This is a genomic window from Escherichia sp. 20412-1, from assembly GCF_003027595.1.
GTDB classification, from domain to species: Bacteria; Pseudomonadota; Gammaproteobacteria; order Enterobacterales; family Enterobacteriaceae; genus Escherichia; species Escherichia marmotae.
Genome location: NZ_PYQM01000024.1, coordinates 1 through 12,656 on the forward strand (window position 1 = coordinate 1; position 12,656 = coordinate 12,656).

11 protein-coding genes are annotated in these 12,656 nt (G+C 53.2%); all 11 read left to right on the forward strand.

Annotated elements, in window-relative coordinates; all coding sequences use genetic code 11:
* A partial coding sequence (amiB, locus tag C7B16_RS15870; protein ID WP_098729139.1) for an N-acetylmuramoyl-L-alanine amidase AmiB occupies positions 1-949 on the forward strand: 949 nt, incomplete at its 5' end.
* 9 nt (positions 950-958) lie between these two features.
* Positions 959-2,806 (forward strand): DNA mismatch repair endonuclease MutL, encoded by a 1,848-nt coding sequence (gene mutL, locus C7B16_RS15875; RefSeq protein WP_107179889.1) that lies wholly within the window; start codon positions 959-961, stop codon positions 2,804-2,806.
* On the forward strand, positions 2,799-3,749 hold the full coding sequence (gene miaA, locus C7B16_RS15880; protein ID WP_001280339.1) for a tRNA (adenosine(37)-N6)-dimethylallyltransferase MiaA: 951 nt from the start codon (positions 2,799-2,801) through the stop codon (positions 3,747-3,749). The genes mutL and miaA overlap by 8 nt, the downstream gene beginning before the upstream one ends.
* Positions 3,750-3,834: 85 nt before the next feature.
* Positions 3,835-4,143: an RNA chaperone Hfq gene (hfq, locus tag C7B16_RS15885; RefSeq protein ID WP_001051887.1), complete on the forward strand. Its 309-nt coding sequence runs from the start codon at positions 3,835-3,837 to the stop codon at positions 4,141-4,143.
* 75 nt (positions 4,144-4,218) lie between these two features.
* On the forward strand, positions 4,219-5,499 hold the full coding sequence (gene hflX, locus C7B16_RS15890) for a ribosome rescue GTPase HflX (protein ID WP_000460354.1): 1,281 nt from the start codon (positions 4,219-4,221) through the stop codon (positions 5,497-5,499).
* An 86-nt stretch (positions 5,500-5,585) separates the two neighbouring features.
* The gene (gene hflK, locus C7B16_RS15895; RefSeq protein WP_107179890.1) at positions 5,586-6,845 is read left to right on the forward strand and encodes an FtsH protease activity modulator HflK; all 1,260 of its coding nucleotides are present in this window, start codon (positions 5,586-5,588) and stop codon (positions 6,843-6,845) included.
* A 2-nt stretch (positions 6,846-6,847) separates the two neighbouring features.
* A complete protein-coding gene (hflC, locus tag C7B16_RS15900; protein ID WP_107179891.1) occupies positions 6,848-7,852 on the forward strand; it encodes a protease modulator HflC in 1,005 nt (334 codons plus the stop codon).
* 81 nt (positions 7,853-7,933) lie between these two features.
* A complete protein-coding gene (locus C7B16_RS15905; protein WP_001089300.1) occupies positions 7,934-8,131 on the forward strand; it encodes a DUF2065 domain-containing protein in 198 nt (65 codons plus the stop codon).
* A 103-nt stretch (positions 8,132-8,234) separates the two neighbouring features.
* The gene (gene purA, locus C7B16_RS15910; protein ID WP_000527967.1) at positions 8,235-9,533 is read left to right on the forward strand and encodes an adenylosuccinate synthase; all 1,299 of its coding nucleotides are present in this window, start codon (positions 8,235-8,237) and stop codon (positions 9,531-9,533) included.
* 206 nt (positions 9,534-9,739) lie between these two features.
* Positions 9,740-10,165, forward strand: a complete 426-nt coding sequence (gene nsrR, locus C7B16_RS15915; RefSeq protein ID WP_001177639.1) for a nitric oxide-sensing transcriptional repressor NsrR — start codon at positions 9,740-9,742, stop codon at positions 10,163-10,165.
* A 38-nt stretch (positions 10,166-10,203) separates the two neighbouring features.
* Positions 10,204-12,645, forward strand: a complete 2,442-nt coding sequence (gene rnr / locus C7B16_RS15920; protein WP_001517624.1) for a ribonuclease R — start codon at positions 10,204-10,206, stop codon at positions 12,643-12,645.
* Positions 12,646-12,656 lie beyond the last annotated feature (11 nt).

Genomic DNA, 12,656 nt, shown 5'->3' on the forward strand with positions numbered 1-12,656 from the left:
GCCACCACCCCCTCCACCACCTGTGGTTGCTAAACGCGTTGAAACACCTACGGTTGTCGCACCGCGCGTAAGTGAACCTGCGCGCAATCCGTTTAAAACTGAAAGCAACCGCACAACAGGTGTCATCAGCAGCAATACGGTAACGCGTCCGGCAGCGCGCGCGACGGCTAACACTGGCGATAAAATTGTCATCGCCATTGATGCCGGGCACGGCGGTCAGGACCCTGGCGCTATCGGCCCTGGCGGTACGCGGGAGAAAAATGTCACCATCGCCATCGCGCGTAAATTGCGTACTTTGCTCAATGCCGATCCGATGTTTAAGGGGGTTTTAACCCGTGACGGGGATTACTTTATTTCGGTGATGGGGCGTAGTGACGTCGCACGTAAGCAAAACGCCAATTTCCTCGTGTCGATTCACGCCGATGCCGCACCGAACCGCAGTGCCACCGGCGCCTCTGTATGGGTGCTCTCGAACCGTCGCGCAAACAGTGAAATGGCAAGCTGGCTGGAACAGCACGAGAAACAGTCAGAGTTGCTGGGCGGTGCTGGTGATGTGCTGGCAAACAGTCAGTCGGATCCGTACTTAAGCCAGGCTGTGCTGGATTTACAGTTCGGTCATTCCCAGCGGGTAGGGTATGATGTGGCGACCAGTATGATCAGCCAGTTACAACGCATTGGCGAAATTCATAAACGTCGACCAGAACACGCCAGCCTTGGCGTTCTGCGTTCGCCGGATATCCCGTCAGTACTGGTCGAAACCGGTTTTATCAGCAATAACAGCGAAGAGCGTTTGCTGGCGAGCGACGATTATCAACAGCAGTTGGCAGAAGCCATTTACAACGGCCTGCGCAATTATTTCCTTGCGCATCCGATGCAGTCTGCGCCGCAGGGCGCAACTGCGCAGACAGCCAGTACTGCCACGACGTCAGATCGCACGCTGCCAAACTAAGGATTATTGATGCCAATTCAGGTCTTACCGCCACAACTGGCGAACCAGATTGCCGCAGGTGAGGTGGTCGAGCGACCTGCGTCGGTAGTCAAAGAACTGGTGGAAAACAGCCTCGATGCGGGGGCGACGCGCATTGATATTGATATCGAACGTGGTGGGGCGAAACTTATCCGCATTCGTGATAACGGCTGCGGTATCAAAAAAGATGAACTGGCGCTGGCGCTGGCGCGTCATGCCACCAGTAAAATCGCCTCTCTGGACGATCTCGAAGCCATTATCAGCCTGGGCTTTCGCGGTGAGGCATTGGCGAGTATCAGTTCGGTTTCCCGCCTGACACTCACTTCGCGCACCGCGGAACAGCAGGAAGCCTGGCAGGCTTATGCCGAAGGGCGTGATATGGATGTGACGGTTAAACCTGCTGCCCATCCGGTGGGAACGACGCTGGAAGTGTTGGATCTGTTCTACAACACCCCGGCGCGGCGCAAATTCATGCGCACCGAGAAAACGGAATTTAACCATATTGATGAGATTATCCGGCGTATTGCACTGGCGCGTTTCGATGTGACCATCAACCTGTCACATAACGGCAAAATCATGCGCCAGTACCGCGCGGTGCCGGAAGGCGGGCAAAAAGAGCGCCGTTTAGGGGCGATTTGTGGCACCGCTTTTCTCGAACATGCGCTGGCGATTGAATGGCAGCACGGTGACCTCACGCTGCACGGCTGGGTCGTAGATCCGACTCATACCACGCCCGCGCTGGCAGAAATTCAGTATTGCTACGTGAATGGGCGCATGATGCGCGATCGCCTGATCAATCACGCGATTCGCCAGGCCTGCGAAGATAAACTGGGGGCCGACCAACAACCGGCGTTTGTGTTGTATCTTGAGATCGACCCGCATCAGGTGGATGTTAACGTGCACCCTGCCAAACACGAAGTGCGTTTTCATCAGTCGCGCCTGGTGCATGATTTTATCTATCAGGGCGTGTTAAGCGTGCTGCAACAGCAACGGGAAACGCCTTTGCCGTTGGAGGGTAACGCTCAGCCAGCACCGCGTCCTGTACCAGAAAACCGCGTGGCAGCAGGGCGTAATCATTTCGCTGAACCGGCAGTTCGTGAGCCAGCAGCCCAGCGCTACTCTCCTGCTCCAGCAACAGGCAGCCGCCAGGCCGCTCCGTGGCCGAACGCACAGCCAGGCTACCAGAAACAGCAAGGCGAAGTGTATCGCCAGCTTTTGCAAACGCCTGCGCCAATGCACAAACCAAAAGCGTCAGAACCGCAGGAACTTACGCTGGCAGCGAATGGTCAAAGCTTTGGTCGGGTGCTGACTATCGTCCATTCTGACTGTGCGCTGCTGGAACGCGACGGCAAAATTTCACTTTTAGCCCTGCCGGTAGCGGAACGCTGGTTGCGTCAGGTGCAACTGACGCCGGGTGAATCGCCAGTTTGCGCCCAGCCGTTGCTTATTCCGTTGCGGCTAAAAGTCTCTGGCGAAGAAAAATCGGCATTAGAAAAAGCGCAGTCTGCACTGGCAGAGTTAGGCATTGAATATCAGTCCGATGCGCAGCATGTGACCATCAGGGCCGTGCCTTTACCCTTACGCCAACAAAATTTACAAATCTTGATTCCTGAACTGATAGGCTACCTGGCAAAGCAGTCCGTATTCGAACATGGCAATATTGCGCAGTGGATTGCACGAAATCTGACGAGCGAACATGCACAGTGGTCAATGGCACAAGCCATTACCCTACTGGCGGACGTAGAACGGTTATGTCCTCAGCTTGTGAAAACGCCGCCGGGTGGTCTGTTACAATCTGTTGATTTACATCCGGCGATAAAAGCCCTGAAAGATGAGTGATATCAGTAAGGCGAGCCTGCCTAAGGCAATTTTTTTGATGGGGCCAACGGCCTCCGGTAAAACGGCGCTGGCTATTGAGCTGCGTAAAATTTTACCAGTAGAGTTGATAAGCGTTGATTCTGCCCTTATTTACAAAGGGATGGATATCGGGACGGCGAAGCCGAACGCTGAAGAGTTACTCGCCGCGCCGCACCGATTGCTGGATATTCGCGATCCGTCGCAGGCTTATTCGGCTGCTGATTTTCGCCGCGATGCGCTGGCGGAAATGGCCGATATCACCGCGGCGGGGCGGATCCCGCTGTTGGTAGGCGGTACAATGTTGTATTTCAAGGCGTTACTGGAAGGGTTGTCGCCGCTACCGTCGGCGGACCCGGAAGTACGGGCCAGAATTGAGCAACAGGCGGCAGAGCAAGGTTGGGAGTCATTGCACCGTCAACTTCAGGAGATCGATCCGGTTGCGGCAGCAAGGATTCATCCAAATGATCCACAAAGGCTTTCCCGGGCACTGGAAGTTTTTTTCATTTCGGGTAAAACTTTAACGGAACTGACGCAAACGTCAGGAGACGCTCTACCGTATCAGGTGCATCAGTTCGCCATCGCCCCGGCGAGCCGTGAACTGCTCCATCAACGAATTGAGCAGCGTTTTCATCAGATGTTGGCTTCAGGTTTTGAAGCAGAAGTCCGGGCGCTTTTTGCCCGAGGAGATTTGCATACGGATTTGCCTTCCATTCGTTGCGTGGGTTATCGCCAGATGTGGTCTTACCTTGAAGGCGAAATCTCATACGATGAAATGGTTTATCGAGGTGTTTGCGCCACGAGACAGTTGGCGAAGCGGCAAATAACCTGGCTACGTGGTTGGGAAGGGGTTCACTGGCTTGACAGTGAAAAACCAGAACAGGCGCGTGACGAAGTATTACAGGTTGTTGGTGCTATCGCAGGCTGAATGTGTACAATTGAGACGTATCGTGCGCAATTTTTTCAGAATCGAAAGGTTCAAAGTACAAATAAGCATATAAGGAAAAGAGAGAATGGCTAAGGGGCAATCTTTACAAGATCCGTTCCTGAACGCACTGCGTCGGGAACGTGTTCCAGTTTCTATTTATTTGGTGAATGGTATTAAGCTGCAAGGACAAATCGAGTCTTTTGATCAGTTCGTGATCCTGTTGAAAAACACGGTCAGCCAGATGGTTTATAAGCACGCGATTTCTACTGTTGTCCCGTCTCGCCCGGTTTCTCATCACAGTAACAACGCCGGTGGCAGTACCAGCAGTAACTACCATCATGGTAGCAGCGCGCAGAATACTTCCGCGCAACAGGACAGCGAAGAAACCGAATAAGGTTTTGGGCTGTTTTTTTACACGGGGAGCCAGCGATCCTGCGTTCCCCGCTGATCTATTTAGAGGGTTATACGCTTGTTTGACCGTTATGATGCTGGTGAGCAGGCGGTGCTGGTACACATCTATTTTACGCAAGACAAAGATATGGAAGACCTCCAGGAGTTTGAATCTCTGGTCTCTTCCGCCGGTGTCGAAGCATTGCAGGTGATTACCGGTAGCCGTAAAGCGCCGCACCCAAAGTATTTTGTTGGTGAAGGTAAAGCCGTTGAAATTGCGGAAGCCGTAAAAGCGACGGGTGCTTCGGTCGTTCTTTTTGACCATGCACTGAGTCCGGCGCAGGAGCGTAACCTGGAGCGTTTGTGCGAATGTCGTGTTATCGACCGCACTGGTCTTATTTTAGATATTTTCGCCCAACGTGCACGTACTCATGAGGGTAAGTTGCAGGTTGAGCTGGCGCAGTTGCGCCATCTGGCCACGCGCCTGGTGCGTGGTTGGACCCACCTTGAAAGACAGAAAGGCGGGATCGGTTTGCGTGGGCCGGGCGAAACCCAGCTCGAAACCGACCGTCGTTTGTTGCGTAATCGCATTGTGCAGATACAGTCGCGCCTGGAAAAAGTTGAAAAGCAGCGTGAGCAGGGGCGGCAATCGCGCATCAAAGCCGACGTTCCTACAGTTTCGCTGGTGGGATATACCAACGCCGGTAAATCTACCCTTTTCAATCGCATCACCGAAGCACGGGTTTATGCGGCAGACCAGTTGTTTGCCACCCTCGACCCTACGTTGCGGCGTATTGACGTCGCGGATGTCGGTGAAACCGTACTGGCGGATACCGTAGGGTTCATTCGCCACTTGCCGCACGATCTGGTGGCGGCGTTTAAAGCCACGTTGCAAGAGACGCGGCAAGCCACATTGCTGCTGCACGTCATTGATGCGGCAGATGTGCGCGTACAGGAGAACATCGAAGCGGTGAATACGGTTCTTGAAGAGATCGATGCTCACGAGATCCCAACCCTGCTGGTGATGAACAAGATCGATATGCTGGACGATTTCGAACCGCGTATTGATCGAGATGAAGAGAACAAACCGATTCGTGTCTGGCTTTCCGCGCAGACCGGAGCGGGGATACCACAGCTTTTTCAGGCTTTGACGGAGCGGCTTTCCGGTGAGGTGGCGCAGCATACATTGCGTTTGCCGCCGCAGGAAGGGCGTCTGAGAAGCCGTTTTTATCAGCTTCAGGCAATAGAAAAAGAGTGGATGGAGGAGGACGGCAGCGTAAGTCTGCAAGTTCGTATGCCGATCATTGACTGGCGTCGCCTCTGTAAACAAGAACCGGCGTTGATCGATTACCTGATCTAACCGGCAAAGCGTCTGAAGCGTGGAGTCATATCCTCTGGCGTCGAAAGACAACAGGGATCACCGCATAACAAATATGGAGCACAAACATGGCGTGGAATCAGCCCGGTAATAACGGACAAGACCGCGACCCGTGGGGAAGCAGCAAACCTGGCGGCAACTCTGAGGGAAATGGAAACAAAGGCGGTTATGATCAAGGGCCACCTGATTTAGATGATATCTTCCGCAAACTGAGCAAAAAGCTCGGTGGACTGGGCGGCGGCAAAGGCACTGGATCTGGCGGTGGTAGTTCATCGCAAGGTCCGCGCCCGCAGCTTGGCGGTCGTGTCGTTACCATCGCAGCGGCAGCGATTGTCATTATCTGGGCGGCCAGTGGTTTCTACACCATTAAAGAAGCCGAACGTGGCGTGGTAACACGCTTTGGTAAATTCAGCCATCTGGTTGAGCCGGGTCTGAACTGGAAACCGACGTTTATCGACGAAGTCAAACCGGTGAACGTAGAAGCCGTGCGTGAACTGGCTGCTTCCGGTGTGATGCTGACGTCGGACGAAAACGTGGTGCGCGTTGAGATGAACGTGCAGTACCGCGTAACCAATCCGGAAAAATACCTGTATAGCGTGACCAGCCCGGATGACAGTCTGCGTCAGGCTACCGACAGCGCCCTGCGTGGAGTTATCGGTAAATACACCATGGACCGCATTCTGACGGAAGGTCGTACTGTGATTCGTAGCGATACCCAGCGCGAACTGGAAGAGACGATTCGTCCGTATGACATGGGTATCACGCTGCTGGACGTCAACTTCCAGGCCGCTCGTCCACCGGAAGAAGTAAAAGCCGCGTTTGACGATGCGATTGCTGCGCGTGAAAACGAACAGCAATACATTCGTGAAGCAGAGGCGTATACCAACGAAGTTCAGCCGCGTGCGAACGGTCAGGCGCAACGTATCCTCGAAGAGGCGCGTGCGTACAAGGCTCAGACTATCCTGGAAGCCCAGGGTGAAGTGGCGCGCTTTGCTAAACTTCTGCCGGAATATAAAGCCGCTCCGGAAATTACTCGCGAGCGTCTGTATATCGAGACGATGGAAAAAGTGTTGGGTAACACCCGCAAAGTGCTGGTTAACGATAAAGGTGGCAACCTGATGGTTCTGCCGTTAGACCAGATGCTGAAAGGCGGCAACGCGCCTGCGGCGAAGAGCGACAACGGTGCCAGCAACCTGCTGCGTCTGCCGCCAGCCTCTTCCTCCACAACCAGTGGAGCAAGCAACACGTCGTCCACCAGTCAGGGCGATATTATGGACCAACGCCGCGCCAACGCGCAGCGTAACGACTACCAGCGTCAGGGGGAATAACGATGCGTAAGTCAGTTATCGCGATTATCATCATCGTGCTGGTAGTGCTTTACATGTCTGTCTTTGTCGTCAAAGAAGGTGAGCGCGGTATTACGCTGCGTTTTGGTAAGGTACTGCGTGACGATGACAACAAACCTCTGGTTTATGAACCGGGTCTGCATTTCAAGATACCGTTCATTGAAACGGTGAAAATGCTCGACGCGCGTATTCAGACCATGGACAACCAGGCAGACCGCTTTGTGACCAAAGAGAAGAAAGACCTGATCGTCGACTCTTACATCAAATGGCGCATCAGCGATTTCAGCCGTTACTACCTGGCAACGGGCGGCGGCGATATTTCGCAAGCAGAAGTGCTGCTGAAACGTAAGTTCTCTGACCGTCTGCGTTCTGAAATTGGTCGTCTGGATGTGAAAGACATCGTCACTGATTCTCGTGGTCGTCTGACCCTTGAAGTGCGTGACGCGCTGAACTCTGGTTCTGCGGGGACGGAAGATGAAGTGTCTACGCCTGCGGCAGATAACGCTATCGCAGAAGCCGCTGAACGTGTAACGGCAGAGACTAAGGGCAAGGTTCCGGTCATCAACCCGAACAGTATGGCTGCGCTGGGTATTGAAGTTGTCGATGTGCGTATCAAGCAGATCAACCTGCCGGCCGAAGTGTCTGAAGCGATTTACAACCGTATGCGCGCCGAGCGTGAAGCGGTAGCGCGTCGTCACCGTTCACAAGGTCAGGAAGAAGCGGAAAAACTGCGCGCGACTGCCGACTATGAAGTGACCAGAACGCTGGCAGAAGCAGAGCGTCAGGGTCGTATCATGCGCGGTGAAGGTGATGCCGAAGCGGCTAAACTGTTTGCTGATGCATTCAGCAAGGACCCAGACTTCTACGCGTTCATCCGTAGCCTGCGTGCCTACGAGAATAGCTTCTCCGGTAATCAGGACGTGATGGTCATGAGCCCGGACAGCGATTTCTTCCGCTACATGAAGACGCCGAGCTCCGCGACGCGTTAAGATAACGACCGCGGTACAGGTAAATAAAGCCACCGCATCCTCAGGGATGCCGGTGGTTTTCTTTTTCTATAAGGACAATGAATGAATTCGACAATCTGGCTGGCGCTTGCTCTGGTTTTGGTGCTGGAAGGTTTAGGGCCGATGCTTTACCCACAGGCGTGGAAGAAGATGATCTCCGCGATGACCAATTTACCCGATAATATTTTACGCCGTTTTGGCGGTGGACTTGTGGTTGCGGGCGTTGTGGTCTACTACATGTTGAGGAAAACGATTGGCTGAGCAAAAAATAGACTGACTAAGGTCATTTTTGGATGCAAAAAGTGCTGTAACTCTGAAAAAGCGATGGTAGAATCCATTTTTAAGCAAACGGTGATTTTGAAAAATGGGTAACAACGTCGTCGTACTGGGCACCCAATGGGGTGACGAAGGTAAAGGTAAGATCGTCGATCTTCTGACTGAACGGGCTAAATATGTTGTACGCTACCAGGGCGGTCACAACGCAGGCCATACTCTCGTAATCAACGGTGAAAAAACCGTTCTCCATCTTATTCCATCAGGTATTCTTCGCGAGAATGTAACCAGCATCATCGGTAACGGTGTTGTGCTGTCTCCGGCTGCGCTGATGAAAGAGATGAAAGAACTGGAAGACCGTGGCATCCCCGTTCGTGAGCGTCTGCTGTTGTCTGAAGCATGTCCGCTGATCCTTGATTATCACGTGGCACTGGATAACGCACGTGAGAAAGCGCGTGGTGCGAAAGCGATCGGCACCACGGGTCGTGGTATCGGGCCGGCCTACGAAGATAAAGTAGCACGTCGCGGTTTGCGTGTTGGCGACCTTTTCGACAAAGAAACCTTCGCTGAAAAACTGAAAGAAGTGATGGAATATCACAACTTCCAGTTGGTTAACTACTACAAAGTTGAAGCGGTTGATTACCAGAAAGTTCTGGATGATGTGATGGCGGTTGCTGACATCCTGACTTCTATGGTGGTTGACGTTTCTGACTTGCTCGACCAGGCGCGTCAACGTGGCGATTTCGTCATGTTCGAAGGTGCGCAGGGTACGCTGCTGGATATCGACCACGGTACTTATCCGTACGTAACTTCTTCCAACACCACTGCGGGTGGCGTGGCGACCGGTTCCGGCCTGGGGCCGCGTTATGTTGATTACGTTCTGGGTATCCTCAAAGCTTACTCCACTCGTGTAGGTGCAGGTCCGTTCCCGACCGAGCTGTTTGATGAAACTGGCGAGTTCCTCTGCAAGCAGGGTAACGAATTTGGCGCGACAACGGGTCGTCGCCGTCGTACCGGCTGGTTGGACACCGTTGCTGTTCGTCGTGCGGTACAGTTGAACTCTCTGTCTGGCTTCTGCCTGACCAAACTGGACGTTCTGGACGGCCTGAAAGAGGTGAAACTCTGCGTGGCCTACCGTATGCCGGATGGTCGCGAAGTGACCACCACTCCGCTGGCAGCAGATGACTGGAAAGGCGTTGAGCCGATTTACGAAACCATGCCGGGTTGGTCTGAATCCACCTTTGGCGTGAAAGATCGTAGCGGTCTGCCGCAGGCAGCGCTGAACTACATCAAGCGTATTGAAGAGCTGACCGGTGTGCCGATCGATATCATCTCTACTGGTCCGGATCGTACTGAAACCATGATTCTGCGCGACCCGTTCGACGCGTAATTCTGGTACGCCCGGCAGATCTTTTGCCTGTCGGGCTAGCAGTGTGATACATTACTGTGTCGGGTAAGCCATTACGCTATCCGACACAGTGTTAAATCCTCGCTTTTTTCCTTCCCCAAACTGAAATAAATTAGCGACACAGCTTGTGGCTGGTTTATCATCAATGTAAATGTATTTTTTCCCGCTTTCCCTTTTTTGAGGTTGATGTGCAGTTAACGAGTTTCACTGATTACGGATTACGCGCGCTGATCTACATGGCATCATTGCCAGAAGGGCGGATGACCAGCATTTCTGAAGTGACTGACGTCTACGGCGTTTCCCGTAATCATATGGTCAAAATAATCAATCAACTTAGTCGTGCCGGCTACGTGACTGCTGTTCGTGGAAAAAATGGCGGCATTCGCCTGGGTAAACCGGCGAGTGCTATACGTATTGGTGATGTGGTGCGCGAGCTGGAACCCTTATCGTTGGTGAATTGCAGCAGTGAGTTTTGCCACATCACACCTGCCTGTCGGTTGAAACAGGCACTTTCAAAGGCCGTGCAAAGTTTTCTTACGGAACTGGATAACTACACGCTTGCCGATTTGGTTGAAGAGAATCAACCGCTTTATAAATTATTGCTGGTGGAGTGACGAAAATCTTCATCAGAGATGACAACGGAGGAACCGAGATGTCACAAGATCCTTTCCAGGAACGCGAAGCTGAAAAATACGCGAATCCCATCCCTAGTCGGGAATTTATCCTCGAACATTTAACCAAACGTGAAAAACCGGCCAGCCGTGATGAGCTGGCGGTAGAGCTGCACATTGAAGGCGAAGAGCAGCTTGAAGGCCTGCGTCGTCGCCTGCGCGCGATGGAGCGCGACGGTCAACTGGTCTTCACTCGCCGTCAGTGCTATGCGCTGCCGGAACGTCTCGATCTGGTGAAAGGTACTGTTATTGGCCACCGTGATGGCTACGGCTTTCTGCGGGTTGAAGGGCGTAAAGATGATTTGTATCTTTCCAGCGAGCAGATGAAAACCTGCATTCATGGCGATCAGGTTCTGGCGCAACCGCTTGGTGCTGACCGTAAAGGCCGCCGTGAAGCGCGTATTGTCCGCGTACTGGTGCCAAAAACGAGCCAGATTGTGGGTCGTTACTTTACCGAAGCGGGCGTCGGCTTTGTGGTTCCTGACGACAGCCGTTTGAGCTTCGATATCTTAATCCCACCTGATCAGATCATGGGCGCACGCATGGGCTTTGTCGTTGTTGTCGAACTGACTCAACGCCCGACACGTCGTACCAAAGCGGTGGGTAAAATCGTCGAAGTACTTGGCGACAATATGGGCACCGGCATGGCGGTTGATATCGCCCTGCGCACCCATGAAATTCCGTACATCTGGCCGCAGGCTGTTGAGCAACAGGTTGCCGGGCTGAAAGAAGAAGTGCCGGAAGAGGCAAAAGCAGGCCGTGTCGATCTGCGTGATTTACCGTTGGTCACCATTGATGGCGAAGACGCCCGTGACTTTGACGATGCGGTTTACTGCGAGAAGAAACGCGGCGGTGGCTGGCGTTTATGGGTCGCAATTGCCGACGTCAGTTACTATGTGCGTCCACCAACACCGCTGGACAGAGAAGCACGTAACCGCGGTACGTCGGTCTACTTCCCGTCGCAGGTTATCCCGATGCTGCCGGAAGTACTCTCTAACGGCCTGTGCTCGCTCAATCCGCAGGTAGACCGCCTGTGTATGGTGTGCGAGATGACCATTTCGTCGAAAGGTCGCCTGACCGGCTATAAATTCTACGAAGCGGTGATGAGCTCTCATGCGCGTCTGACTTACACCAAAGTTTGGCATATTCTGCAGGGCGATCAGGAACTGCGTGAACAATACGCTCCGCTGGTTAAGCATCTCGAAGAGCTGCATAACCTCTATAAAGTGCTGGATAAAGCCCGCGAAGAGCGCGGTGGGATCTCGTTTGAGAGTGAAGAAGCGAAGTTTATTTTCAACGCTGAACGTCGTATTGAACGTATCGAACAGACTCAGCGTAACGACGCGCACAAATTAATTGAAGAGTGTATGATTCTGGCGAATATCTCGGCGGCGCGTTTCGTTGAGAAAGCCAAAGAACCGGCACTGTTCCGTATTCACGACAAGCCGAGCACCGAAGCGATTACCTCTTTCCGTTCAGTGCTGGCGGAACTGGGGCTGGAATTGCCGGGTGGTAACAAGCCAGAACCGCGCGACTACGCAGAACTGCTGGAGTCGGTTGCCGACCGTCCTGACGCAGAAATGCTACAAACCATGCTGCTGCGCTCAATGAAACAGGCGATTTACGATCCGGAAAACCGCGGTCACTTTGGTCTGGCATTGCAGTCTTATGCCCACTTTACCTCACCGATTCGTCGTTATCCTGACCTGACGCTGCATCGTGCCATTAAGTATCTGTTGGCGAAAGAGCAGGGGCATCAGGGGAACACGACTGAAACCGGTGGCTACCATTATTCAATGGAAGAGATGCTGCAACTGGGTCAGCACTGTTCGATGGCGGAACGTCGTGCCGATGAAGCAACGCGTGATGTGGCAGACTGGCTGAAGTGTGACTTTATGCTCGACCAGGTGGGCAACGTCTTTAAAGGCGTAATTTCCAGCGTCACTGGATTCGGTTTCTTTGTTCGCCTGGATGATCTGTTTATTGATGGCCTGGTCCACGTTTCTTCGCTGGATAACGACTACTATCGCTTTGATCAGGTTGGTCAACGTCTGATGGGGGAATCCAGCGGCCAGACTTATCGCCTGGGCGACCGCGTGGAAGTTCGCGTCGAAGCGGTTAATATGGACGAGCGCAAGATCGACTTTAGCCTGATCTCCAGCGAACGCGCGCCACGCAACGTCGGTAAAACGGCGCGCGAGAAAGCGAAAAAAGGTGATGCAGGTAAAAAAGCCGGTAAGCGTCGTCAGGTGGGCAAAAAGGTAAACTTTGAGCCAGACAGTGCTTTCCGTGGTGAGAAAAAAGCGAAGCCGAAAGCGGCGAAAAAAGACGCGAGAAAAGCGAAAAAGCCATCGGCTAAAACGCAGAAAATAGCTGCAGCGACCAAAGCGAAGCGTGCAGCGAAGAAAAAAGTAGCTGAGTGATCAAAACCCTC

Excerpts from the sequence above, each read along its gene's own strand:
- C7B16_RS15905 (WP_001089300.1), top strand. The coding sequence starts at position 7,934 with ATGAATTCGACAATCTGGCTGGCGCTTGCTCTGGTTTTGGTGCTGGAA.
- miaA (WP_001280339.1), top strand. The coding sequence starts at position 2,799 with ATGAGTGATATCAGTAAGGCGAGCCTGCCTAAGGCAATTTTTTTGATG.
- mutL (WP_107179889.1), top strand. The coding sequence starts at position 959 with ATGCCAATTCAGGTCTTACCGCCACAACTGGCGAACCAGATTGCCGCA.
- hfq (WP_001051887.1), top strand. The coding sequence starts at position 3,835 with ATGGCTAAGGGGCAATCTTTACAAGATCCGTTCCTGAACGCACTGCGT.
- purA (WP_000527967.1), top strand. The coding sequence starts at position 8,235 with ATGGGTAACAACGTCGTCGTACTGGGCACCCAATGGGGTGACGAAGGT.
- hflK (WP_107179890.1), top strand. The coding sequence starts at position 5,586 with ATGGCGTGGAATCAGCCCGGTAATAACGGACAAGACCGCGACCCGTGG.
- rnr (WP_001517624.1), top strand. The coding sequence starts at position 10,204 with ATGTCACAAGATCCTTTCCAGGAACGCGAAGCTGAAAAATACGCGAAT.
- hflC (WP_107179891.1), top strand. The coding sequence starts at position 6,848 with ATGCGTAAGTCAGTTATCGCGATTATCATCATCGTGCTGGTAGTGCTT.